General features: G+C 56.1%; 20 protein-coding genes. 7 read left to right on the top strand and 13 right to left on the bottom strand.

The genetic code is table 11. The features are described from left to right. Nucleotides 1-41 precede the first annotated feature (41 nt). A complete protein-coding gene (locus M7R55_RS03250) occupies nucleotides 42-764 on the top strand; it encodes a YbaY family lipoprotein (protein WP_298218478.1) in 723 nt (240 codons plus the stop codon). A gap of 13 nt (nucleotides 765-777) precedes the next feature. Here M7R55_RS03250 and M7R55_RS03245 read toward each other — a convergent pair whose 3' ends face one another. From M7R55_RS03245 to bioF, 8 genes are all read right to left on the bottom strand, one after another. Beyond that, entirely contained in the window at nucleotides 778-1,317 is a 540-nt protein-coding gene (locus tag M7R55_RS03245) for a heme-binding protein (RefSeq protein ID WP_298218476.1), read from the bottom strand. Nucleotides 1,318-1,353: 36 nt separating this feature from the next. Beyond that, nucleotides 1,354-1,896, bottom strand: coding sequence for an rRNA large subunit pseudouridine synthase E (locus M7R55_RS03240; RefSeq protein ID WP_298218474.1), 543 nt, complete (start codon nucleotides 1,894-1,896; stop codon nucleotides 1,354-1,356). Nucleotides 1,897-1,900: 4 nt separating this feature from the next. Next, the gene (locus M7R55_RS03235; RefSeq protein ID WP_298218472.1) at nucleotides 1,901-2,881 is read right to left on the bottom strand and encodes a 5'-3' exonuclease H3TH domain-containing protein; all 981 of its coding nucleotides are present in this window, start codon (nucleotides 2,879-2,881) and stop codon (nucleotides 1,901-1,903) included. A 38-nt stretch (nucleotides 2,882-2,919) separates the two neighbouring features. Continuing rightward, nucleotides 2,920-4,182 (bottom strand): malic enzyme-like NAD(P)-binding protein, encoded by a 1,263-nt coding sequence (locus M7R55_RS03230; RefSeq protein ID WP_298218471.1) that lies wholly within the window; start codon nucleotides 4,180-4,182, stop codon nucleotides 2,920-2,922. Between the two features lie 57 nt (nucleotides 4,183-4,239). Then, nucleotides 4,240-6,090, bottom strand: a complete 1,851-nt coding sequence (locus M7R55_RS03225; RefSeq protein WP_298218469.1) for an EAL domain-containing protein — start codon at nucleotides 6,088-6,090, stop codon at nucleotides 4,240-4,242. A gap of 75 nt (nucleotides 6,091-6,165) precedes the next feature. Beyond that, nucleotides 6,166-9,636 carry a PAS domain S-box protein gene (locus M7R55_RS03220; protein ID WP_298218467.1) on the bottom strand — a complete coding sequence of 1,157 codons (3,471 nt, stop codon included), beginning with the start codon at nucleotides 9,634-9,636 and terminating at the stop codon, nucleotides 6,166-6,168. Nucleotides 9,637-9,876: 240 nt separating this feature from the next. Next, nucleotides 9,877-10,527 carry an OmpA family protein gene (locus M7R55_RS03215; RefSeq protein ID WP_298218466.1) on the bottom strand — a complete coding sequence of 217 codons (651 nt, stop codon included), beginning with the start codon at nucleotides 10,525-10,527 and terminating at the stop codon, nucleotides 9,877-9,879. Nucleotides 10,528-10,796: 269 nt separating this feature from the next. Continuing rightward, complete coding sequence (gene bioF, locus M7R55_RS03210) at nucleotides 10,797-12,014, bottom strand: 8-amino-7-oxononanoate synthase (protein WP_298218465.1); 1,218 nt, start codon at nucleotides 12,012-12,014, stop codon at nucleotides 10,797-10,799. Nucleotides 12,015-12,040: 26 nt separating this feature from the next. Between bioF and M7R55_RS03205 the strand changes: the two genes are divergently transcribed. Next, the gene (locus tag M7R55_RS03205; protein WP_298218463.1) at nucleotides 12,041-13,990 is read left to right on the top strand and encodes an ATP-binding protein; all 1,950 of its coding nucleotides are present in this window, start codon (nucleotides 12,041-12,043) and stop codon (nucleotides 13,988-13,990) included. Then, nucleotides 13,959-15,425 (top strand): sigma-54 dependent transcriptional regulator, encoded by a 1,467-nt coding sequence (locus M7R55_RS03200; RefSeq protein WP_298218462.1) that lies wholly within the window; start codon nucleotides 13,959-13,961, stop codon nucleotides 15,423-15,425. The genes M7R55_RS03205 and M7R55_RS03200 overlap by 32 nt, the downstream gene beginning before the upstream one ends. A 36-nt stretch (nucleotides 15,426-15,461) precedes the next feature. On the opposite strand, the gene M7R55_RS03195 is transcribed toward M7R55_RS03200, so the two are convergent. Continuing rightward, nucleotides 15,462-16,520, bottom strand: coding sequence for a putative zinc-binding metallopeptidase (locus M7R55_RS03195; RefSeq protein WP_298218461.1), 1,059 nt, complete (start codon nucleotides 16,518-16,520; stop codon nucleotides 15,462-15,464). 294 nt (nucleotides 16,521-16,814) lie between these two features. Between M7R55_RS03195 and soxY the strand changes: the two genes are divergently transcribed. Both soxY and soxZ read left to right on the top strand, forming a co-directional pair. Then, nucleotides 16,815-17,288 (top strand): thiosulfate oxidation carrier protein SoxY, encoded by a 474-nt coding sequence (soxY, locus tag M7R55_RS03190; RefSeq protein WP_298218459.1) that lies wholly within the window; start codon nucleotides 16,815-16,817, stop codon nucleotides 17,286-17,288. 57 nt (nucleotides 17,289-17,345) lie between these two features. Continuing rightward, nucleotides 17,346-17,651 (top strand): thiosulfate oxidation carrier complex protein SoxZ, encoded by a 306-nt coding sequence (gene soxZ / locus M7R55_RS03185; RefSeq protein WP_298218457.1) that lies wholly within the window; start codon nucleotides 17,346-17,348, stop codon nucleotides 17,649-17,651. A 118-nt stretch (nucleotides 17,652-17,769) separates the two neighbouring features. Here soxZ and pip read toward each other — a convergent pair whose 3' ends face one another. Continuing rightward, nucleotides 17,770-18,741 (bottom strand): prolyl aminopeptidase, encoded by a 972-nt coding sequence (gene pip / locus M7R55_RS03180; protein WP_298218456.1) that lies wholly within the window; start codon nucleotides 18,739-18,741, stop codon nucleotides 17,770-17,772. 115 nt (nucleotides 18,742-18,856) lie between these two features. Between pip and M7R55_RS03175 the strand changes: the two genes are divergently transcribed. Together M7R55_RS03175 and M7R55_RS03170 are read left to right on the top strand one after the other, a co-directional pair. Then, a complete protein-coding gene (locus M7R55_RS03175) occupies nucleotides 18,857-19,666 on the top strand; it encodes an ATP-binding protein (RefSeq protein ID WP_298218454.1) in 810 nt (269 codons plus the stop codon). After that, on the top strand, nucleotides 19,663-20,604 hold the full coding sequence (locus M7R55_RS03170) for a lysophospholipid acyltransferase family protein (RefSeq protein ID WP_298218452.1): 942 nt from the start codon (nucleotides 19,663-19,665) through the stop codon (nucleotides 20,602-20,604). The genes M7R55_RS03175 and M7R55_RS03170 overlap by 4 nt, the downstream gene beginning before the upstream one ends. On the opposite strand, the gene M7R55_RS03165 is transcribed toward M7R55_RS03170, so the two are convergent. The 3 genes from M7R55_RS03165 to trkA are packed head-to-tail and all read right to left on the bottom strand — an operon-like array spanning nucleotide 20,601 to nucleotide 24,449. Further along, complete coding sequence (locus M7R55_RS03165) at nucleotides 20,601-21,596, bottom strand: hypothetical protein (RefSeq protein WP_298218450.1); 996 nt, start codon at nucleotides 21,594-21,596, stop codon at nucleotides 20,601-20,603. The two genes, M7R55_RS03170 and M7R55_RS03165, sit on opposite strands and share 4 nt — an antisense overlap. Next, nucleotides 21,593-23,044, bottom strand: a complete 1,452-nt coding sequence (locus M7R55_RS03160) for a potassium transporter TrkG (RefSeq protein WP_298218449.1) — start codon at nucleotides 23,042-23,044, stop codon at nucleotides 21,593-21,595. The genes M7R55_RS03165 and M7R55_RS03160 overlap by 4 nt, the downstream gene beginning before the upstream one ends. A 28-nt stretch (nucleotides 23,045-23,072) precedes the next feature. Beyond that, entirely contained in the window at nucleotides 23,073-24,449 is a 1,377-nt protein-coding gene (gene trkA, locus M7R55_RS03155; RefSeq protein WP_298218447.1) for a Trk system potassium transporter TrkA, read from the bottom strand. Between the last annotated feature and the right edge of the window lie 10 nt (nucleotides 24,450-24,459).

Below are 24,459 nucleotides of genomic sequence, written 5' to 3'. Positions count from 1 at the left end.
AGAAGTACAATCAGCCGATTCATTCTCAGCAGGAGTTGACCATGCATTACAAATTGTCGTCCACGCCCCTGACTTGGTCTGTTCGAACCCGCTTTTTCGCTGTTCTGTCTCTGCTGGGTGTCACCCTGTTGGGGCTCAGCGGATGCGCTTCATTCCCCTTTTTCGGCGCCACTCCGGCGGTAACCCAAACCGATACCGTGTTCACAGGCAGCCTCAGTTACAAGGCGCGAATCGCCTTGCCAACCGACAGCACCGCTGTCATCGAACTGCATGACGGCACACAGCCGGATCAACTGATCACCGAAGAGCATATCCCGCTGAACGGCAAGCAAGTGCCTATCGATTTCCAATTGCTGATTCCCAAGGGACGGTTAATGGTCAACCACCCTTACCTGTTGCGCGCCAGCATTGTTTCGGCCAATCGGATCATCTGGATTTCCGAGCCGATCACGGTCAGCACGGACAAGCCGCAGCTTGGCGTCGTGATGCTCAAACCATTTGAAACCGAAGGGTTCACAACCGCGATGATGTGCGGGTCGATACCGGTCACAGTATCCGGCCAAACAGATTCGGTGACGATGGTGATAGAGGGGCAGACGATCAGGCTAAATCGGAGTGTGTCTGCCGATGGCGCGCGCTACGTTGCTGAAAACGACCCGGCCACGGTGTTCTGGTCGAAGGGCAATACGGCCACCATCACGCTGAAAGGCACCGTTTTACCAACCTGTCTGGCGCGCCCGGACACAGCGCTCAGCCAGCAGTAGCGCCGGTGGTGGATCAGGGCAGATCCAATCGGCCGACGTAGGCTTCAACCGCTGCGCGGGCACAAGCTTCGTCCTTGTCGCCGCCGGGCGCGCCACTGACGCCCAGCGCGCCGATCAAGGTGCCCGCCGAATCGATCCGCACGCCGCCATCCAGCACCAGAAGGCCATCCACATGATCCATCTCCATACGGATGTCTTCACGGTTGCGCCGGAACACGCTGGAATCCACACCCGAGAGAATAACCGCACGCGCCTTGTCGGTGGCGATCTGAATCGTAAACCGATTCGCCTGCGTACCCCGCATCACCACTTGCGGATCACCCGCACGATCCACCACGACGGCACTGACGTTGTAACCACGCCCCTGACAGACCTCGACCGCCTTTTCCGCGATCTTGGCCGCCAGCGGCATACCCAGTCGTTTGACCGTGACGACATCACCCGGATCGGCGAACGCGGCGCCCGTCACCGAAGCCACACCGACCAATGCAATCGAGGTCTGCCAGCGAAAACGGCGCAGACATTTTTCTTGCTTGTTCAAAGAGACAGACATCACCAACACCCTCCGACTTATTCGCTCAAATGTTGATTATGGCTCAATATGAATCCATTGACCCGGCTGAAGTTCGCCCAGTCGATAGCCGCCCACGGCAATACGGATCAGGCGAAGTGTCGGGAAACCAACCGCTGCTGTCATCCGGCGCACCTGGCGGTTTTTGCCTTCGGTAATCGTCAATTCAATCCAGGTGGTCGGGATATTCTTTCGAAGGCGAATCGGCGGTGTCCTCGGCCAAAGCCAGTCGGGTTCCGGCACGGCACGCGCCGCGGCAGGGCGAGTTTTGCCGTCTTTGAGCACCACACCGGCCTGCAATTGACTCAATGCCTCCGGCGTGATTTCGCCCTCAACTTGAGCCAGATAGGTTTTGGGCTGCTTGGCATCGGGTTGCGTGAGTCGCGCCTGCAAACGACCATCATCGGTCAGGAGCAACAATCCTTCGCTATCCCGATCCAGCCGACCTGCCGCATAGACATTCGGCTGATTGATGAAATCGGCCAGTGTGGCCGCGGAAGAACCGGGTTCCGGCGTGAACTGCGAGAGGACATCGAATGGTTTGTTGAACGCAATCAACATGTCATCAGGCGGCAACCGATTGCGATTTCTCAAACCGGGGCAGCCGCGCCCAGCGGGCGATCCGGTACTCATCAACACCCGCCGCACGCAGAAGTTGAGGCAGATTCTCGCCGATACCCAACCAGGGGGAAGGGGTAAGGTTCAAGGGCAGATCGCACACAATGCCGGTGAGCTGGCGCGACAAACGCACCAAGGGCTCATTTTCGGCCAGCAGTTTCTGCACGCGCGGCGCCCCGCGGAATTTCATGCCGTATACAGCAGCCAGATTGGCGTAAATCCCATCGATCGTGCCGTGTTTCTTGAGCAGATTACCGGCAATTCGCGGGCCGATGCCAGGCACGCCGGGGATATTGTCGGCGGTATCCCCGGTCAGTGCGAGCCAGTCCGCGATTTGCTGCGGTTTAACGCCAAAGTGCCGTTCCACGTCGCCGTACGCCAGCACTTTTTGCCGCATCGGGTTGAACCAGCGATCATCCGGCCCCAGCAACTGGGCCAGATCCTTATCGCCGGTAATGATGGTGACGGCACGGTTTCGTTTGCGCAAACGCTGCACGAGGGTGCCGATTACATCGTCGGCTTCATAGCCCGGATGATCGATGGCACAGAGGCCAGCCGCCTCGGCCAGGGCGCGGCAGCGCGGGAGTTGTGCGGTCAGCTCGGCGGGTGCGGGCGGACGGTGGGCCTTGTATGCGGGGTAGATGGCTTGCCGGAAGCTGCGATTGCACGGTGCATCGAAGGTACAGACAATCACGGGCCCATGCTCGGCATGAGGCGCCACAGGTGGCTGGATGTTTTGGTCGAACACCGATTCGAGCAGTGTCAACAAGGCATCGGCGAACCCTAAAAGCGCGCCGACAGGCTGGCCATCGGCATCAACACGGGTTTTATCCGCCCCGTGCCATGCTCGCCAGATCTGCGCGTGGGAGTCGATGAGCCAAGCACGGCTCACGGCAGGCGACGAACCCGAAGATGTCGGTTCAGACATAACCTGATACATATCTTGCTGCGCCAACGAATGTTCGCTCACGCGTTCGATGAAGACGGATAAGGCCGATAAGCCATTCGCGCCACGCCGTCTTTCTCGGCGGCGGCAGCGATTGCGGCGGGCAGCCGCTCAATGAGGCGCGGGTCGAATGGCTTGGGCAGAATGTACTCGGTGCCGAAGGTCAATGTATCGACCCCGTAGACCGACAGCACGCTCTCGGGCACGGGTTCACGCGCCAGCGCCGCCAGCGCCTCGACGCAGGCGATTTTCATGTTCGGCGTGATGCGCGATGCGCGGCAATCGAGCGTACCACGGAAAATGAACGGGAACGCCAGCACATTGTTCACCTGATTGGGATAATCGCTGCGTCCCGTCGCCATGATCAGATCATCACGCACGCTGTGCGCCAATTCCGGGCGGATTTCAGGATCCGGATTGGCCAGCGCGAACACCACCGGGCGAGCGGCCATGCTTTTGAGCATCTCGGCACTCAACAGGTTCGGTGCGGACAGTCCGAGGAACACATCGGCACCACGCAGGGCATCTTCAAGTGTCCGGTCATCGGTTTCGGCCACTACGGCGGCATGGTGTGCCGGCAGATCGGTCAAACCGGTGTGCAGGACGCCGACTTTATCCACCACGCGCAGCTGCTCGCGATTTAGCCCCATATCCAGCAACAATCGCAAGGTCGCCGTACCGGCGGCACCCGCGCCCACCAATACCAATCGAATATCTTCGAGTTTTTTTCCCTGAATTTTCAATGCATTGACCAAACCGGCGGCGATAATGATGGCCGTGCCATGCTGATCGTCGTGGAATACGGGGATATCCATCGCCTCGATCAACGCGCGTTCGATTTCAAAACAACGCGGGGCGGAAATATCTTCCAGATTGATGCCGCCGAAACTCGTCCCCAACCGACGCACGGTATCAATGAATTCCCCCGGCTCCTGGGTTTCCACTTCAAGGTCAATCGCGTCGATGTTCGCGAATTTCTTGAACAGAAGCGCCTTGCCTTCCATTACCGGCTTGCTCGCCAGCGCACCGAGATTCCCGAGACCCAGAATGGCCGAGCCATCGGAAATCACAGCCACAAGGTTGCCCTTGTTGGTATAGCGATAGGCATCATCCGGGTTCGCGGCAATGGCACGAACGGGTTCAGCCACGCCGGGTGAATAAGCCAGCGCAAGATCACGGGCGGATTGCGCCGGCTTGGTGATGGCCGTTGCGGTTTTACCCGGCAGGGGAAACTCATGGTAATCGAGAGCCGCTTGGCGGGGATCGAGTTTGGAATCAGACATGGTGTAAGTTCTAAATAAGATGAGGGCAAAAAAGTGGAGAACGAAAGCAAGGGTGCATTATGACACGGCAGGGGCACAACTCGGTTGCCGAAGCAATGCGATGAAATCATCGGGCATGAGCGGGCGGCTGTAATAGTAGCCCTGAGCAATCGGGCAATTGAATTGCCGAAGAAGCATGATGTCTTCCAGCGTTTCCACGCCCTCGGCTACCGTCGTCAGGCCAAGATCCAGCGCCATGCGTACAATCGCGCCCAATAACGCAGCTTGGCGTGGACTGTTTGCAGCATTATCGACAAAGGCACGGTCGATTTTCAGGGTGGAAATCGGCAGATTCTGTATATAGGCGAACGAGGAATAGCCTGTACCAAAATCATCCAAGGCCACCGAAATATCCATAGCGCGCAACTGGTGCAGCGTATCGATGACCCAATCGAAACCGATCATCAACGCCGACTCGGTAATTTCCAACTCCAATAGCGATGGTGCCACGGCGTATTGACTCAACAGGCGCTGGATTTCTGCGACGAAACTTTGCCCCTTGGCCTGCATCAACTCAAGCTGCACGCCCGATACATTCACCGCAATGGGCACCGCACGCCCCAGTTCCGCTTGCATCTGGCGCACAAACTGCAAAGCGTACTCGATCACAATCAGGCCAAGTGCTTCTATTTGGCCTTTTTCTTCGGCAATGGGAATAAAATCAACCGGCGAGATAAAACCCAATTCCGGATGCTGCCAGCGAAGCAGCGCCTCACCGCCCACGATGGTCTCGTGGGTTAAATCCACTTTGGGTTGAAATTGCAGAAAAAACTGCGTTGGTTCCTGCGCCATCGCCAGGGCGAGTTCACGCTCCAACAGATTACGCCGCAGAGCGGTGTCCTCCATGATCTGGTTGAACTCCACCACCAGATTGCTTCGTTTGTGTTGGCTGGCAAGCGCGAATCCCGCCCGGCGCACGGTGGCGTCAATAGCCTGCTGCGTTTCCACTTCTTTTGGCCGAACACTGGAATAACCACCTCGTCCGTGCAGCGTGACGACAACATCAAAATCGTCTACCGGTGCAAATACGGCCTTGGCCAGACGATCAAACACGCTACCTGCGGCCTCACCGGCGAACGGCAAGGCACAAAGAAAGGTTTGCCCACCCCAAACACCACAAATGCCAAAGTGATCGTCCATGATCATTTTGAGACGAGTCGACACGGTTCTCAAGAAAAAATCAACAGATTCAACGCCTTCAATTAGCAGAAATTGATCCGAATCGGTCACCTCAACCAGGGCACAACTGAACGCGTCGGATTGCGCCATGATCATCTGTGAGCGCAGCCGTTCGGTGAGTGCACGGCGATTGAGCAAGCCCGTCACCGAATCGTGAGTGGCCAAATAGTCAAGGTTGTGTTCTTTTTCTTGCAGCTCGAAGGCTTGCTCTTCGAGACGTCGACGAAAATCGGAGAGTTGATTGCGTTTTTGCTGGTGCAGTAAACGTGTGTTTAAGGCTGTGTTAATACGCTTGAGCGTTTCTTCAAAATCAAATGGCTTGGAAATGAAATCGATCGCACCCGCAGCCAAAGCCGCTTGGCGCGTTTCCCGATCCATTTGTGCGGTCAGGACAATGCAGGGCAGATAATCATCGGGTTTGAGCGTGGCTTTAAGCGCCGCCATGACCTCATGCCCATTCATGTGCGGCATACGAATATCGAGCAACAACAAATCAAAAGGCTGTTCTTGCCATAGCGCTACCGCATGGCGCGGGTCACTCTCGGTCGTTACCTGGGTGAAGCCTTCCATGTCTAAAAACTCGGCCAACACCGCAAGGTTGGCGTGATTGTCGTCCACAATCAAAATTCGCGCGTCGAGCACTTGTGGCGCCTCCCCTTGGGGATCGAGTGCATTATTTTCGGGCGCCATGCTCAATTTCCTTGTCGTTGATAATCGCTAACCTTGGCCGATTTTGAGGAAGCTCTGTTTTAACCAGAGGAGCCTTCAAAAACCGTGGTCATCGGCAGAGCGACCGGCAATCAATTCATCAAATAGCCGCGTTAATTGCATCACATCAATCGGCTTACTTAAGTAGCGATCAAATAAACCCGATTGCTTCACCGACTGCTGCATCGGCGCGGTGGCATCTGCCGATAGCGCCACAATGAGAATAGACGCGGTATCCACCCATTGCTTGAGCTTCGCGGCCACCTGCTGGCCCGACATACCCGGCAGATTGATGTCCATCAAAATCAGATCGGGCTGTTCGGTCAGCGCCAGCTCCAGGCCCTGCTCGCCATCGGGTGCCAGAATAAGCCTTATGTCTTCGCGGTCGTCCACGATACTTTGCATCAGCGCGCTGTTGGAGGGGTTATCTTCAACATAAAGCACAGTGATTTTTACCGACTCAACCGAAACCGCGTTGTTTGGCGCAAACGTTTCATTGGATTGCTCCGAAGCGGGCTGCTCGCCGCAGGCATTGCCTTCTTTAGCCGCCGGCCACCAGATAAAAAACGTGGTGCCTTTACCTTCTTCACTTTCAAAGCGGATTTCGCCATTCATCAACTCGATGAGCTGGCGGGTGATCAGTAAGCCGATCCCTGTCCCCTCAATGGTGCCCGCTTCCTGACCCAATCGTTCGAAGGGACGAAACAGGCGATGTTGTTGCGCAGCGGGAATACCCATGCCCGTATCTTCAATCGCCAATCCATGCAGCCATGCGCCGGCATCGTTCTGGCGACCGGGCAAATACCGCACCCGAACCGAACCACCCACACGGTTATATTTGATCGCGTTCGTCAACACGTTGATCAGCACTTGGCGGGATCGCGTTAAGTCCGCGCAAATCAACAGCGGCTTGGTTGCGTATGGCGCAGAGTCGAGTTCATTGATCAGCGCAATGCTGGTCGAGACGGCATTATCCGCCACCATATTCAATGCATCGACCAAAATAGCGCCCAAATCCAGCGTTTCCAGCGAGAGCGTCATCTCACCGGCTTCGATTTTCGCCAGATTCAGTACATCGTTGATCAACGTCAACAAATGTTGCCCCGCTTTGAGGATGTGGTAGACAAATCCGCTTTGTTTTTCGGTTAATGGCTCCCGACGACTGGCCGCCATCAGTTGGGTAAACCCGAGAATTGCGTTCAGCGGCGTGCGTAACTCATGCGACATGCTGGAGAGGAACATGGACTTGGCCTTGTTCGCACGATCGGCTGCCTTTCTGCTCTCAATCAAATCCTGCTCGAATTTCATGCGCTCCAATTGCTGGCGCAGGCTGACGATCAAAATCGCGCAGGAGCTGGCGAAGGGGGTTAAAAAATCAACAAGTTCACTGCCAACACCCTTCTGGCGATTGGCAATCGCCAGAACACCAACCAGCTCCTCGCCACGGAATAAGGGTATGCCCAGATAATTGCTCAATTGCGGATGCCCCGGAGGGAACCCGCCGCGCCTCGAATCGGTTGCCAGTTCAGGCACGATCACCGGCGCGCGGCTTTTCATAACTTCGCCGATGAGGTTGTCTGGATTGCAAAACATCATGTCACCGGCCATCACGCGCTCGAAGAGCGCATCGGATTCGGCACTCCAGGACAGATTGGTGATGGCGTGAATTTTCAGGCACGGTGTGGACTTGATGCCATAGAGTACTTCGCCAATAAAGCCGAATTCGGCATCGGTAACGGCAAGCAATTCTCCGAGCAATTGCGACCAGACACTTTTATCGCCAGCCACAGCGGTTAAAAAGGACTGTACGGCCTTGTTCAGCCCACCAAGCAGTTGTTGCTGCGCATCCATTTTTTCCTGCGCACGAACCTCTTCGGTCACATCCTGCGTGATACCGACAAACTGAGTCACCTGCCCGCCATCATCAAAAATGGCATTGCCTCGAGCACGAAGGTGGCGCCAATCGCCATTGGCATCGCGTACACGATACGCGAACCGAATTGATTGCCCCTCGAATAACTCCTGCGTGAACGCCGCTTCAATGGCAGCTCGGTCTTCGGGATGAACGCGTTCAAAGATGACCCGACGCTCTGCTTCTGTCGTTTCTGGCTCAAGCCCCAATAAGCGGGCCAAACCGGCACTGATTTTGACGCGATCGGTGAGCGGATCCAATGCCCATGATCCACTTTGACCATAGCGCTCGCTCATATCGCGCAGCTGCTGCATCGCCAGTAAATCGGAGGTGATACGATCGAGCTCGCTGACATCCTGAGCAACCGTCACAACGCCGATTTGCCTGCCCTGTTCATCGCGCAAAGGGGATTTATTGGTTTCAAAGACACGCTTTTGGCCTGCAATCTCGATCGGCGTTCGAGTGGAAATCGATGAGCCGCAAGCCCAGACACGCGCATTAGTCTCACGGTTAACCTTCATGGCTTGGGGCGGCAAAAAAAGTTCGGACTTAAGCCCCAGCACAGCTTCAACTGGCTTGCCAAGCAGACGAGCAAACGATGTGTTGAGTAGAATGAACTCGTTCGCGGCATTGACGGCCGCAATGGGGTTGGTCGAGCTATCGATAACCGAGCGCAGCAGCGCCCGTTCTCGCTCCAGGGCTTGTTCGACCTCAAACTGGTCGCTGATATCCGATACAAAGCCCACAAACTGGCTTACGCCATCGACGCGCAACTCACTGACTGCCAAATTAAACGGAAAGCGCGATCCATCCTTGCGCTCACCGTCGACCCGTCGACCAATCCCGATGACCTTGGGATCACGCGTCGCCAAAAACCGCATCAAATAGCCATCATGGGCGCTGCGCCAGGGTTCTGGCATTAGCATGGACACATTGTGCCCGAGCATTTCCTGTTCGGAATAGCCAAACAACGCTCGAGCTTTGGGATTGACTGCCTCGATTCGCCCATGCTTATCAATACGAATGATCCCGATGGCAGCCGTCTGCAAAATGGTATTGAGCTCTAGCCCGACCCGCACGTTCTGGCGTTGCAGTTCGGCACTGCGCTCGGCATCGAGCCTGGCTTGCAGCACCTCAGACAGATTGAGCGCAAAATCCTGGAGCAGGATTTGCTCATCAGCAGAAAACGAGCGGGGCTCGGTATCCATAATGCACAGCGTACCCACAGCAAACTGCTCGTCGAGCACAAGCGCTACCCCGGCATAGAACCGCACACCATAAGCCCCCGTTACCAGCTCGGAGTCTTGGGAACGTGGATCTAGCCGGGTATCGGGTATCACCAAAGGATCATAAGGAGGAAGTTGTGTGAATGAGCACAGCGCCTTTTCGCGCTCAATGCCATCAAGATCAAGCCCAAATACCACCTTGAAGTGTTGATGGTGCTCATAGGTTAATGCCATTAACGCGATCGGCACATCGAACACACGACAGAGTATTTTTACTTTACGCAGAAAAAAATCATTGAGTTCGTCATTGAGAAAATCAAGCTCACGCATGACGCGCAAACGCTCGCTTTCATTGCTAGGTAATGGTGGCTTGGGGGGAGTGTGATTCAAAAAAAAGACCTTTAAATCAGGGTTGGAACCAATCAACTCAGACACCGATTAGTGTCGGAGAAATCAGAATCCATGCAAGACAAGCCGAATATAACTTGACCGAAAATCATAGGGCACCTCGAAAAAACCTTTCGAGATGCCCATGCACCCCAAAAATGGGGTTATTCAAGGTTCCCACCAGAAAACAGAATCAACTCGGCAGCGAACAAGTCCCCCTTTGCTCGCCACTAAGCAAAAATTTTACTGTGCAGGGACGATCAGGATATCGACCCGGCGATTTTGCGCCCGGCCTGCTGCTGTCGCGTTGGAGGCGATCGGGCGCGTCATGCCGTAACCAACCGCCTGAATGCGGTTATAGGGCACGCCATACTGTGACAGCGCACTGGCCACACTTTGCGCGCGATTGAGCGAAAGCTGCTGGTTGTATGTCGCCGAGCCAGTCGAGTCGGTATTGCCTTCTACTCGCACGACCGTGCCGGGATACTGATTGACGCTTTGCGCCAGTTGTTGCAACACGGGCATGAACTGCGGTTTCAGCGTCGCGCTATTGGTATTGAAGGTGATTGCCTCGGGCGCCTGCAAATGGATGCCATCACCCTGACGCTGAACCTCAACACCGGTATTGGCCATTTGCTGCTGCAACTGTGCCGCCTGTTTATCCATCTGGTTGCCGATCAGACCACCGACCCCTGCCCCTACCGCAGCACCGATCAGCGTACCGCCCGTCTTGTTACCACTACCTGCGATGAGGTTACCGGCCAACGCACCGATACCGGCACCGATCGTTGCGCCACCTGCCGTTTTGCCGTATTGCCCCTGATAGGGATTTTGTGCACAGCCAGCCAGAACAGTCATGGCGGCCATCACGCCGAATACAACGATTTTTTTCATCTCAAGAACTCCTGTTGCCCCGCTGATGCGGGAATAAACCGACCAGAATCTGGCCAAACACCCAACTGTCAAAAGCAAGCCTTCACTTAAGGAGCCTCTGCCAGAATAACAGCGTTCCAATCGACCGGGACGAAAACCTCAGCTGCCCCCACATGCACCACAGGTGGGCTACCGAATCGCCGCCAGATCAAGGACGTATTAGCGGCCATCTGACAACAGGCAGGTGTTGTGTTCACGCACCAAGGCCCGGCTCTATTTATAGCATTTTTTTATATCGTCGGCTTCGATCTTGGCTTCTCCGCCAGAAGATCCTCCAATGCGTTGGTCAGGCGCACTACATGTGTCTGGGTATGCGCCGCACTGATCGTGACACGTAGCCGGGACGCGCCCTGGGGCACGGTCGGTGGGCGAATCGCCGGCACCCATAATCCGGCATCCGCCAACTGGGTCGACCAGGCAACGGCCTGAGTGCTGTCGCCGACCAGTACCGGCTGGATGGGCGTTTCCGATGGCATCAACTCGATGCCCGGTGGCAGCCCCCGCTTGAACTCCGCCACGCGCGTGCGCCAATTCGCTCGCAAGTCAGTTGCAGATTGCACGATGGCAAGGCTCGCCAGTGTCGCCACGGCCAGGGCAGGCGGCTGCGCGGTGGTGAACAGGTAACTGCGCGCGCGTTGCAACAGCACTTCGACAGGCTGCGACGCACCGGCCACAAACGCCCCCGCCGTGCCAAACGCCTTGCCGAGCGTACCGACCTGAACGAGGTATTCGGGCACGCCCGCGTCGATCAACCCGAGCTCGGACAAAGAACCTCGCCCCGCCTCACCCCAGACGGCAAAGCCATGAGCATCATCAACCACGAGCCATGCATCAAATTCTTCCGCCAGTGCCATCAAGTCGGCCAACGGTGCCACGTCGCCATCCATGCTGAATACGCCATCGGTCAGAAGCATTCGCGTACCGGTCGCCCGCATCAAAAGGCGTCGGGCATCGGCCATGTCGCCGTGGCGGTAGCGCCGCAAGGTCGCGCCGGAAAGCTGGGCGGCGTCGACCAGCGAGGCGTGATTTAATTTGTCGGCGACCACGGTGTCGCCACGCCCAACCAGACCGCCCACCACGGCCAGATTCGCCATATAACCTGTGGAAAACAGCAAGCTACGGTCGACGCGCAACCACTCGGCCAACGCGGATTCCAGTGCATCGTGCGGCTCGAAATGTCCGTTGACCAGATGCGCCGCCCCCGAGCCCACACCCCAACGTGCCGCCCCCATCTGCAAGGCGGCCACGATGTCGGGGTGATTGGCCAGACCAAGATAGTCGTTGCTGCAAAAAGTCAGGAGTTCGCGCCCGTCCACCCGCATCCTGACGCCCTGTGGCGACTGCCCGACCCGCAATCGCCGCTCCAGCCCTTCGGCGCGGCGCGTATCAAGCCAATGTGTCCAATCGCGTGTTGTGATAATTTCAATCCCCAAAACTAAATATGGCAACCCATCGGTTCATCATGCGCCTTCCCGTGAACATTTTCCTCTGGACCTTCGGCGCCACGCTGCTGCCGGTGCTGGCGTTGGTTTGGGGCGTCACCGCGTTCAGCGAACATCGGTTCCAGTCAGAAGTCAACCGTGAGATCGGCGACAATATCCAGTCGCTCACGGGGGAAATCAACAACCGGCTGCGTTATGAGCGCGAGGTTTTGCGCGGTATTGCCCACTCCCAACCCATTCAAACCATGCTCAATGTCCTGGTTGCCTCCGCCGAGGGCATACGCCACTCCGATCTGACTTCAGACCGGATTCGCGCCAACTCGTTTCTGGCCGGGTTGCAACGCACCGTACCTGGTCTCGGCAGCATCCGCATTCTCGATGCGGCGGGCAATACCGTCGTCAAGACCACGCTGGGTCGGGCCGCGCCGCCCATGTTCCAGAGCCTGAGCCAGGTCAACTACGTCGAAGAGGAACTCGACAACCCCGCGTTCCTCAATCAGCTCCAATCACTGCCCATGGAAGATGTAAGTTTCATCATGCTGCCGCCCTCGCTCTGGGATGTTGCTCCCGGGCAATTTCCGAGCATGTTGTACGGCGTTTATCCCTTGAGGAACTTCGGTGATCATCACGCAGGTTATGTGGTGTTAAACACCTATGGTGAATATCTCGATCAGATATTGTCGCTTTCCCCCAAGCCGCGCAACAGTCATGTCATGGTGATCGAACACGACCCCGGCAATCCGCAACGCGATGGCCTGGTTCTGTACAACGACCAGACCGGCCGGTTGTTCGTGACACCGGAAGAATCAAATCCGAACACCAATCCTCAATACGCGCAGACGATCGACCACGGTCTGTTCTGGCAAACGGCCGTGGCGCTCTCTAATGGCGTATATCTGGCGCAAGACGGGAAAACCCGCACCTACTTCCAGGAATACCACCCGTATCCGTACAGCCTGGTGTCGTGGTTCATTATGCTGAAGACGCCAGCGGACGTCACATCCGCTCCCTTTCAGGATATCCATCACAGCCTTTGGGGCTTCACGCTGCTCGCACTGGGCATCAGCCTGTTGCTGGCTGGTTTGGGCGCCCGTTATTTCTCTCGCCCGATAGCTCGACTCGGGCTCAGTCTCAAGCATTTTGCCGATGGCAACCCGCACGAAATCATCCCGGTTGATTCGCGCACCACGGAAGTTCGCCAACTCCAGCAGTCATTCCGCTACCTGACCGAACATCTCACCGAAGAAGCCCACAAACGGCAAGCTGCTGAACGGCAAATGCTGCAACAGGCCAAACTCGCCTCCATCGGTGAAATGGCGGCTGGCATCGGGCATGAGATCAACAATCCGCTCAACAATATACTCACACTGACCCGCCTGCTGGAGCGCCAGTTACCGTCCGAAAAAACTGAATTACACGCCGACCTTGAAGATCTGCGCGCCGAGGCCTTGCGGGTGGGTCATATCGTGCGGGGCGTGATGAACTTCGCCCGCCAGCTTCCGCCCGATCATCAACCCACGCCGATCACCCAGTGGCTGCTCGATCTGATTGATCGACTGCAACCCGAAGCCATGGAAGCCGATGTCTTCCTCAACCTGTCGCTGGATGAACAGGATTGTGTGGCGAGCTTCGATCCGAACCAGATCGGACAGGTCGTGCTCAATCTGGTGCGCAATGCCATACATGCCTCGCCACCGATGGGTGAAATCACCATCACCGCCCACTGCAAACCCGATTCCTTAGAGATTGAAGTACTCGACAATGGCAAAGGCATCGAACCAGAAGCCCTGGATAAAGTGTTCGACCCCTTCTTCACCACCAAATCCGTGGACAAGGGCACGGGTCTTGGATTATCCATTAGTCTTGGCATCGTGCAATATCATGGCGGTACACTTAAGATCGAGAACCGCCAAGACCGCAGCGGCGTGCGCGCCTTCTTGTGCCTGCCACGTGAAAAATCCGGGCCACGTGTTGGCCACTAGTGTTCAGGCCATCGAAGACCTGCGAACAGATACCCAATTCATTTCAGACAAAACCATGACCAAATTACCGCTGATTGCCTTTATTGATGACGACCCTCGCGCCAGCGAGCTGTTCAGCCGCTATGCCCAGACCGAAGGCCTGCAGGTGCAAGGATTCCAGTCGGTTGAGGCAGCCCAGCCCTGGCTGGAAAACAACCCGGCCGATCTGATCATTTCGGATCTCAAGATGCCGGGCATGAGCGGCTTGGAGTTCCTCTCCTGGCTGCGGCAGCGTGATACCGAAGTACCATTTGTCCTGATCACCGGTTACTCGACGCTCGACAATGCCATTGATGCGCTGCGACTGGGTGCCAACGATTTCATCAAAAAGCCCTACGACCCCGAAGATCTGGTGCAGCTCACCCACCGGTTATTGAGAAGGGACCCCGACCCAGATACGCACGACTTCTCCGAAGCAGAACGCGCCATGTTGGGCAGCTCACCCGCGATTGCCGGTGTCTATCGCGTCATCGACAAAATCCACGACGTGCGCATCAATGTGATGATCGAAGGGGAATCCGGCAGTGGCAAGGAACTCGCCGCGCGTGCCATTCATGATCGCTCCGATTTTGCTGACAAACCCTATATCGTCATCGATTGCGGTGCACTGACCGACACCCTGCTCGAAAACGAACTGTTCGGTCACGAAAAAGGCGCTTATACCGGCGCTTCCAGCACCAAACCCGGTCTGCTTGAAGTTGCCAGCGGCGGGACGGTATTTCTGGATGAAATCGGCAATATCTCAGATGCCATGCAGGTCAAACTGCTGCGCGTGATTCAGGAACAGCAAATCACGCGCGTCGGTGGAGTCACACCCATCAAGATCGACGTCCGTTTCATTGTCGCCAGCAACCGCGACCTCGCACAGATGGTTGCCCAAGGCAGTTTCCGCCACGATTTGTATCACCGCCTGCACGTCGTCCGCCTGCGCATCCCGCCACTGCGCGAACGCAAGGAAGACATCCCGATCCTCGTCAATCACTTTATCCGCCACTTCGCGGCCCGCTATAACCGTCCTGCCGAACGCTTCAATGCCAGATGCATGGCGCGCATTCTCGAGTACACATGGCCGGGCAACATCCGCGAGCTGAAAAATATGATCGAGCGCGCCGTCGCGCTATCGAGCGAGGCCGAAATCCGGTTGGATCAGGAAGCTGAGGCAACGCCACCTTGGGCATCGGCCCTGATTCGCCCCCAATCATCCGGCGGTGCGGAGGCCATCGATACCGATCATCCGACACTGGATGTACTTGAGCGGCGTTATATCGAAAAACTGCTCAAGGAATACGACGGCAATCGTGAAAAAACCGCACAGACGCTGGGCATCAACAAGTCCACCCTCTGGCGGAAACTGCAGAGTTACGAGCAATCGGCCCCAGACGATTTTCCTGTGTGATACGGAACAGGATCCTCAATGCACGCGGGGGTCTGTCTACTCTAAACGGGCAGCCAGCACGACTTCGTGGATAAAACAGAGCTTGCGAATTACCGCTTCAGGATTCACGAAGGGATAGCTGTCCTTCTGGCCGAGGCTGCGATTCATGCTGTTGAGAAACAGGGTAAACGGCATCCAATCGCGCATCAGAGCAGCCTCGAACGCCTCGATGGTCATCGGCGCTGATGCCTCTGGAAACGGTGAACTCGGCTGAGCACTGCCAATCCGGGCTCGCCAGTTGGCCGCGGTATCAAGCGCATCGACGATATGCAGATAATGCGCCCAGGTTTCGGCCCAATCCTCCCAGGGATGCATGGTGGCGTACTCACTGATATAGTTGTTTTGCCAGCCCGAACGTGCACCGTTTTTATAGTAGGCATCCATCGCTTCGGAATAATCTGCGCACTCATCACCAAACCATTGGCGATAACCACTAATCCAACGGCTGTTTTCCACCAAAAGCATCCAATAATAATGACCGATTTCGTGCCGCAAGTGACCTAATAGGGTTCGGTACGGCTCATCCAAGCGTTTGCGTTTGCGCTCTCGTACCACGTCATCCGCCTCATCGATATTCAATGTGATCACCCCATCCTGATGCCCGGTCAGCACCCGCTCCTGAGGGTAATCCGCCAGAAAGTTGAAACTCAGCCCGCGCGCGGGATCCCTATCTCGATCAGGTATCGGTAATCCGATCTGCATCAATGAATAAATCAATCGCCGCTTGGCCGCTTCCAGCAAGAACCAGAGATGCAGATGTTCAGGTATGGACAGCGCGGGAATCATCTCGGTGAAACGACAACTACGGCACCAGGCATTTTGATCCGATTCGGCCACCATCCAGTTGCAGATGTGCTGGGATACATAGTTGTTGCAGGGGCGATAACGTTCGACCAGAGCGCTGTTGACCGGTGACCAGAACAGATCGGAACCGGGCTGGAATGCAACCATGGCGCGTATCTCGGTGACATAACCGAGCGGCATGCCACAGTGTTCACACACCACATTTTCAAAAAAAGTGATCTGACCGCAGTTGCCACATTCAAACGTCTTCATGTCCCGACTCCTTGATTTACGCCCTTTGGTGCCTGCTGCCGTCTTCGTGTTTGGACATCATGACGCATCTATCGCTGCATGACCAGTCGGTCAAAGCCCTCACCGGATTGGGAATTCACTCAGCCGCATCGACCACCTCTCAACGCAAAATGAAAACAACAAATTGCACTTTGCAATTTGCAATCCAGAAAAACACCAAGCAAATACATTAAATATCAATAATTTAATAATTGGCACGTCACATGCTTTAACTATTAGCGTGGTATTCCACACAACAATGAGGAGCTCAGATCCATGAAATCTAATCGTCGTGTATTTTTGAAAGGCAGCATGGCTGCCAGTGCAGTTGGCCTGGCTGTTGGCGCCGGCCTGTTGACCCCGCGCGCTGTTTTGGCCGCTACTTGGCCAGAGAAAGCGTACAACACTAAAGGCTTTGACGAGTCTCTGAGCGACCTGTTCGGCAGCGCTGGCGCTCCAACAGAGTCTAAAGACGTTACCGTTAAGGCTCCAGACATCGCTGAAAACGGCGCTGTTGTTCCTGTCACCATCGAATCTGCTGTTGCTGGTACCGACAACATCGCGATCCTGGTTAAAGGCAACCCGACTCCGCTGGTCGCCAACTTCAAGTTCGTTGGTGCTCAACCTTTCGCGTCAACCCGTATCCGTATGGGCAAAACCGACAACGTGATCGGTGTAGCTCACGCTGGCGGCAAGCTGTACATGGCTGAGAAGCAAGTTAAGGTTACCATCGGTGGTTGCGGCGGTTAATTCGCTCTGCTCTCTGATTGACTTTACCTAAATGACGAATTAACGAGGTTACAAACCATGTCAACTATCAAAATGCGTATTAGTACCGCCGGCGACGTTCTTGACGTTAAAAGCCTGATCCAGCAGGCGATGGAATCCGGCCGTGTGAAAGACAAGGCCACCGGCAAACTGATTCCGGCCGACTTCATCCAGACTATGACCGTTTCTGTCAATGACAAAACAGCCGTAGAAGCGAACTTGTCCGTAGCGGTTTCCAAGAACCCCTACATCAACTTCAAAGTTCCAGGCAAAAAAGGCGACAAAGTAACGATCGCATACACTACCAACCTGGGCAAAAGCGACACAGCAACCGAAACTGCTTAATTAGTAGCTCTTGTGGCGGTTGACGTTCACGTACCGTCTCCGCAAGCGTGCAAACCCGCCGAATGGCGGGTTTTTTAATGTCGAAAAATCAAACGGCAGCGGTCAGCAAGTCCGTCGTTTATCCCCGACCATTCTGGTGCCCCGCCAAACGCTCCACAAACCGGTCCGTCGCGCGAATCAGTGCATCGGTGATGCCCGGTTCACTGGCGGCATGCCCCGCATCTTCCACGACCGTCAACTTGGCATTCGGCCAAGCCGCCGCCAGCGCAAACGCCTGATCCACAGGACAGACCACATCGTAACGCCCGTGGATGATTTCCCCTTCGATGCCGGCCAAGCGCGCGGCTTGCGCCAGCAAAGGCTTCCCGCGTAAGAACGCGCCGTGCACAAAGTAATGGTTTTCGATCCGGGCAATTGCCAAAGCATGGCGCGGGTCGGCAAAGAAATCGACCGTAGCCGGATCGCTCAAGAGCGTCGCCGTTCGCCCTTCCCAGGTTGACCAGGCCTTTGCCGCCTGCATTCGGGCCAAATCGTCACTGCCCGTCAGGCGACGGTGGTAGGCCACCACCAGATCGCCACGCTCCTCTTCGGGAATCAGTGCCACGAAATCGGCCCAATAATCGGGAAACAGACGATCGGCACCGCGCTGATAGAACCAGGAAATATCCTCATCGCGGCAAAGAAAAATCCCGCGCAAGATCAATCCCAATACGCGTTCCGGGTGGGCCGCAGCGTAGGCCAGTGCCAGTGTCGATCCCCAGGAGCCACCAAACACAAGCCACCGCTCGATATTCAGATGCTGGCGCACCAGCTCAAGATCGGCGATCAGCGCTTGAGTGGTATTACCCTCCAGGTGCGCGTGCGGCGTCGAACGACCGGCACCGCGCTGGTCAATCAGGATAATCCGATACCGGTCAGGATCGAAAAAACGGCGATGGGCGGGTGTGCATCCGGCACCGGGCCCGCCATGCAGGAACACCACGGGAATACCCTTGAGCCGCCCACACTCCTCGACATGCAGCACATGGGGTGCATCCACGGGAATACTGTGCGTTACCAAGGGTTCAATCGCGGGATACAGTTCACGCATCGGTTCACTCCTAACTTTTCAAGAAACGGCCCAATTTTCGGGCCAAGACGCCGACCATCTTAGCCCCGATCCCCGGCTGTCGTACAATGCAGAAGTTTTCACGTCACGGTTACTCATGAACACATCCTCCCTTCGCGAATCCGATCAGACAACGCCATCGGAACCCATCTGGTCCTGGATTAGCCCCGGCAAGAAACTTCAGCGTATCGTTGCACGGACCCTGATCGAGTTCTCGATGATCCAACCGGGCGACCGGATTCTAATCGGCCTCTCGGGCGGCAAGGATTCGCTTTCCCTGCTCCATTGCCTGCGGCATGTTCAGCGCCGGGCACCGATCTCCTTCGATCTGGCCGCCATCACGGTCGACCCGCAGGTTGGCGGATTCGATCCTGCACCGCTGGTGCCTTATCTCGAAAAACTCGGCATCCCCTATTTCGTGGAACGGGAAGATATTGTCGGTCTGGCCAATGAGCACATGCGCGGCGATTCCTATTGCGCCTTTTGCGCCCGTATGAAACGCGGCCTGCTGTACAAAGCGGCCAGGCGCGAGGGCTATAACGTACTTGCACTCGGCCAGCACCTCGATGATCTGGCCGAAAGCTTCCTGATGAGCGCATTTCATGGCGGCAAACTCAACACGATGAAAGCGCATTATCTCAACGACGCGGGTGATGTTCGTATCATCCGGCCATTTGTTCGTGTGCGGGAACGCATGCTGGCGGATTTCGCCACCCAAAACCTGCTGCCGGTGATCCGGGACAACTGCCCTGCCTGTTTTGCCAAACCCACGCAGCGCGAGCATTTCAAGCAATTGCTGGCCGCCGAGGAGCGTCTTAATCCGCAACTATTCCGCTCACTGGCCGTCACGCTCACCCCATTGATGCGCGATGGTTTGGAGAAGGCGCTACCAGCGCAAGCACGATGAACAAGCGCACCGCACAAAGCCACGGGCGCCCCAGACGAAGCGCGCTAAGATTACTTCTACTCAGAAGTCTCTTGCGACTGTTCGCCCGGTTGCCGCTGCGCTTGAGCCATGCCATCGGTGCAGGCATGGGCTGGATAGCCTGGATAACCCACAGTTCAACGCGCAAAACCGCGGCAGAAAACATTCGCCGCTGCCTGCCGGAGTTATCACACCCACAACAAGCGCAACTGATTCGGGAAACCTTGCTCGAAACGGGCAAGACGCTGACCGAGCTGGGCGTCATCTGGCAAGGTTCTAGGGAACAAATCGAAACGCTGGCCCGCGAAGTGCGGAACGAAGAGATTCTGACTCAAGCGATGGCTGTGGGCAGGGGCGTCATTCTGCTCGCGCCGCACAGCGGGGCCTGGGAACTGGGCGGCCTGTTTACCGCCACACGCACGCCCATGACCACGCTTTATCGCCCGCCGAGGGAACCTGCCTTCGAAGCCTTAATGAACCGCTCGCGCGAACGGTTCGGTGGCAGACTCGTTCCCGCCAATCGCCACGGGGTGAAAGCATTGCTGATGGCTTTGCGGCGAGGCGAACTGGTGGCGATTTTGCCCGATCAGGAGCCGAATGTCGGCGAAGGTGCGTTTGCACCGTTTTTCGGCCATCCCGCCTACACCCTGACGCTCGTGCATAACCTGATGCAAAAAACCGGCGCGATTGCCATTCTGGGACGCACCGAACGCCTGCCTCACGGGCAGGGTTATCGTCTGGGTTATTTTGAAGCGCCGATCGGCATGTACGACCCCGATCCTGCAATCGCGCTGGCCGCGCTGAATCAGGGTATCGAACAGATGGTCAGAGAAAACCCGGCCCAGTATCAATGGGTTTACCGCCGGTTCCGGCGCCAACCCACCATATCAGGGAAAGCCACCTCGGAAACAGTCGATTAAGACGCGTACAGGTCGGCTCGATCACTCGTCGCCGTCTTGAAGAGTTTCAGTGACCACATGTATTGCGGCGGATCATCGCTGATCAACCGTTCCAATGTCTGATTGATCGCCAGCGCCGCATCCGTGCTGGCTTGCGCAGGCACTTTAACCGGCGGCAATAGCAGCAACCGATACCGACCTCTGGCCATATCCAGTTGCCCTAGTGCGGGATAAATGTCTACCTTGCCCAACGCGGCGATCTTGCCTGCCAGTGGGATGGTGGCCTTTTCGACACCGAACAACGGAGCGAATACCGAATCCCCCAGGCCAAGATCTTCATCGGCAATGTAAAAAAACCCCTGCCCTGCCCGCAGATGACGTAAATGTGGCTTCAAGCCTTGTTCACGGGGGTAAACGCGCGCATCGTGACGCACCCGTCCGCGCTCGAACAACCAATTCAACAGTCGATTTTTACCGAAGGGTTTGAACATGGCCGAACCGGTCATATTCATGGTAAAAAAATGTCCGATCCATTCCAAACCGGCGCCATGCCCCGTCAGCACCACCCCACCGGAGCGAATCAGGCGGGCGAACAATTCGGGATCACTTACCTCCGTCTGGCTTTTGAGGTAATCCACCGAGCGAAACCAGAGCCTGCCCAAATCAAGCATGGCATAGGCCTGCAACTGAAAATTCGCATCCCGCCAAGCGCGCCGCTGTGTTGCGGATTGATCGGGGAAACAGACCTCCAGATTGCGCTCAACAATGCGGCGGCGCTTGGGATAGATCCGTTGATATAGCCTGGCGAGCGCGAACGCAGTTGCCCGCCGAACAGCATGCGGCAGATAGGCCAGCAACCACAGCAACCCGACGAAGAACCAGACAGGCCAATAACGCGGGCACAAAAACGACCAGCGGAACGGTTGCGCCCAGACAAGTGACCCTTCATGCGCACTGTGGCGTGAAGACGCGGATGAATCAGGCGACCCGGCCGACGAATTTCTTTTGGTCATCGCCGCCAGAACATGGGCAGGAACAGCACAAATACGGTAAAGATTTCAAGACGTCCAAGCAGCATGGAGATCGTTCCAACCCATAATGTTCCAGTCGATGCTTGTGAAAAAGTAGTTGCCACAGAGCCCAAACCCGGTCCGGCACTCGTGAGCGTGCCAATAGCACCGCCAAAGGCCGAAACCACATCCAACCCTGTTGCCATCATCAAAAAGAAGATAACTACGAAAACAAATACATAGGCGGCAAAGAATGCCCAAACTGCACTGATTACAGTCGGGCTAATACCTCGACCGCTGAGCTTGACCACGAACTCGGCATGAGGGTGAACGAGTTTCCTCAACTCATTCAATCCTTGGCGTGTCAGCAAAAGCAACCGGACATTTTTCAACCCACCAGCAGTAGAACCGGCACAACCGCCAATCAAGGCAGTAGCCAAAATAAAAACTGGCAGGAACACAGGCCAAGGCGTGCTACCCGTTAGCGTGAAACCGGTTGTCGTTATCATGGAAACCAGGGTGAATAAACCCCAGCGCACCCCCCACAGCCATTCCGTAGCAGGGCGGGATAGAATGACTGTCAACACGATCAGGCCGAAAAACAACGCCAGAATCAAAAGAAAAAACTTGAATTCCGAGCTTTTGCCGTAAGCACGGAAAGATGCATGACGCAAAACCAGATAATGCAAAGCCATCGGCGTGGCGCCAAGAATCATGAACACGACAGTTGTCAGTTCAATCGGGAAGCTATGAAAATACCCAAGACTGTCGTCATGAGTCGAAAAACCACCGGTTGAAATCGTGGCAAATGCATGTCCCACCGCATCGAACCAGCTCATGCCTTCGAGCTTGAATGCCAGGGTACAGACAATCGTCAGACCAACATATACCAGCCAGAGAGCTTTCGCTGTTTCGGAAATACGCCCTGACAGGCGTTCATCCTTCATAGGACCGGAAATCTCGCTTTTATAAAGCTGCATGCCGCCCACACCAAGCAGCGGCATGAATGCAACGACCAACACAATGATGCCCAGACCACCCAACCATTGAAGTTGCTGGCGATAGAACAACAAGGATTTGGGTAGCGTATCCAGACCCACCAACACGGTCGATCCGGTGGTAGTAATCCCCGAAACCGATTCAAACACCGCCTGGCTGAAGCTGACATGAAGCTCCGTTTGCAAATAGATCGGCACTGCGCCCATTAGGCCGAGCACGACCCAGAACAGCACGACGATCAGCAGGCCATCCCGCAATTTAAGCTCGCGTCGATATTTCCGTAACGGCAACCAGATCAATAACCCGAGCACAAACGTGATGAGAAAACTGTACTCGAAGGGGCGCAGATCGGCATCGCCCATCATCAAACCCACCAACCAAGGAGGAATGAACGTCAGACCGAAAACCATCAGCAACAATCCGAGCACACGGAACACGACAATAAACTGCATGACCTGAGTCCTTTACCCTGTTCTCGAATCAGAAGAAGCCGAAGCGTACGGTGAACAACTGTTCAATATCCCGTACGTGGCGCTTGTCTGTCAGGAAAAGAATGACGTGGTCGTCCGCCTCGATCACCGTGTTGTTATGTGCGATCAGCACTCTGCCCTCACGCAGCAACGCACCGATGGTCGTACCCGGCGGCAACTTCAGTGCGTCTACACGACGCCCGACCACCTGGGACGTATTGGCATCGCCACGAGCAATGATTTCCATGGCCTCGGCAGCGCCACGACGCAGGGAATGCACGCTGACGACATCTCCTCGCCGCAGACGCGTGATCAGGCTACCGATGGTGATGTTGTGCGGCGAGAGCGCAATATCAATGGTCCCCATGTGGATCAGATCGACATACTCGCTGCGATTGACGATACACATGACCTTGCGTGCGCCGAGCCGCTTGGCCAGCATCGCGGCCAGAATGTTGTCCTCGTCATCGTTGGTCAGCGCGAGAAAGACATCCATATCCTCGATGTTTTCTTCAATCAGTAACTCACTGTCGGTCGCCGATCCGGTCAGTACGATGGTGTGATCGAGATCGGCACTCAGCTTGCGCGCCTTTTCCGGATTATTGCTGATGAGCTTGACCTGAAAACGTGATTCCAGCGCGGCCGCCAGCCCACCGCCGATATTGCCGCCACCGGCGATCATGATGCGGCGATAGGGTCGATCGAGTCGACGCATCACGCTCATGACCTTACGGATGTCCTCGGTTCGAGCAAGAAAGAACACTTCATCGTCTGCTTCGATCACCGTCGCGCCATCCGGGTGCAGTGGCGTATCGCGGCGGAAAATCGCCGCGACCCGAGCCTCGACATCCGGTAACAATGCCGCAAGATAGTGGATCGGCTGCCCGACCAACGGGCCGTCGGCATCCGCGCGCATACCGATCAGCCGAAGCTTGCCATCGGCGAAATCACGCACCTGCAACGCATCTGGGTACTCGATGAGCCGGACGATGTAATCCTTGATCAAGCGTTCCGGGCTGATCATGTAATCCACCGGAATCGCGTTGTTGTCGAACAAGGCGGGGTGATCAAGGAAGTCGGACACACGAATTCGGGCGATTTTGGTTGGCGTGCGGTACAACACCCAGGCGACTTCGCAAGCCAGCATATTGGTATCGTCCGCACTGGTCACGGCAATGAGCACGTCAGCATCCGCCGCGCCCGCCTCTCCCAACACGCTCGGCTGGGCGCCGTACCCCTGGACGGTGCGAATATCGAGCCGCTCCTGCAGCCGCGAAAGCGCGGAGGCATCCGTGTCGACGACGGTGACCGAGTTCCGTGTTTCATGAGACAACACCGTCGCCAGGGAGGATCCGACCTGCCCTGCGCCCAGGATGATGATTTTCATAAAAAACCTT

Origin of the sequence: Halothiobacillus sp., assembly GCF_027346185.1 — a bacterium.
In the GTDB taxonomy this organism is placed as follows: domain Bacteria; phylum Pseudomonadota; class Gammaproteobacteria; order Halothiobacillales; family Halothiobacillaceae; genus Halothiobacillus.
This window is presented reverse-complemented; position numbering and strand designations above follow the sequence as displayed.

What these genes read in the sequence shown, in the direction of transcription:
- M7R55_RS03225 (WP_298218469.1), bottom strand. Translation starts at nt 6,090, where the DNA reads ATGGCGCCCGAAAATAATGCACTCGATCCCCAAGGGGAGGCGCCACAA.
- M7R55_RS03245 (WP_298218476.1), bottom strand. Translation starts at nt 1,317, where the DNA reads ATGTCTGTCTCTTTGAACAAGCAAGAAAAATGTCTGCGCCGTTTTCGC.
- M7R55_RS03240 (WP_298218474.1), bottom strand. Translation starts at nt 1,896, where the DNA reads ATGTTGATTGCGTTCAACAAACCATTCGATGTCCTCTCGCAGTTCACG.
- M7R55_RS03175 (WP_298218454.1), top strand. Translation starts at nt 18,857, where the DNA reads ATGAACACATCCTCCCTTCGCGAATCCGATCAGACAACGCCATCGGAA.
- M7R55_RS03250 (WP_298218478.1), top strand. Translation starts at nt 42, where the DNA reads ATGCATTACAAATTGTCGTCCACGCCCCTGACTTGGTCTGTTCGAACC.
- M7R55_RS03235 (WP_298218472.1), bottom strand. Translation starts at nt 2,881, where the DNA reads ATGTCTGAACCGACATCTTCGGGTTCGTCGCCTGCCGTGAGCCGTGCT.
- soxY (WP_298218459.1), top strand. Translation starts at nt 16,815, where the DNA reads ATGAAATCTAATCGTCGTGTATTTTTGAAAGGCAGCATGGCTGCCAGT.
- soxZ (WP_298218457.1), top strand. Translation starts at nt 17,346, where the DNA reads ATGTCAACTATCAAAATGCGTATTAGTACCGCCGGCGACGTTCTTGAC.
- M7R55_RS03165 (WP_298218450.1), bottom strand. Translation starts at nt 21,596, where the DNA reads ATGACCAAAAGAAATTCGTCGGCCGGGTCGCCTGATTCATCCGCGTCT.
- M7R55_RS03170 (WP_298218452.1), top strand. Translation starts at nt 19,663, where the DNA reads ATGAACAAGCGCACCGCACAAAGCCACGGGCGCCCCAGACGAAGCGCG.
- M7R55_RS03215 (WP_298218466.1), bottom strand. Translation starts at nt 10,527, where the DNA reads ATGAAAAAAATCGTTGTATTCGGCGTGATGGCCGCCATGACTGTTCTG.
- M7R55_RS03160 (WP_298218449.1), bottom strand. Translation starts at nt 23,044, where the DNA reads ATGCAGTTTATTGTCGTGTTCCGTGTGCTCGGATTGTTGCTGATGGTT.
- pip (WP_298218456.1), bottom strand. Translation starts at nt 18,741, where the DNA reads ATGCGTGAACTGTATCCCGCGATTGAACCCTTGGTAACGCACAGTATT.
- M7R55_RS03195 (WP_298218461.1), bottom strand. Translation starts at nt 16,520, where the DNA reads ATGAAGACGTTTGAATGTGGCAACTGCGGTCAGATCACTTTTTTTGAA.
- trkA (WP_298218447.1), bottom strand. Translation starts at nt 24,449, where the DNA reads ATGAAAATCATCATCCTGGGCGCAGGGCAGGTCGGATCCTCCCTGGCG.
- M7R55_RS03230 (WP_298218471.1), bottom strand. Translation starts at nt 4,182, where the DNA reads ATGTCTGATTCCAAACTCGATCCCCGCCAAGCGGCTCTCGATTACCAT.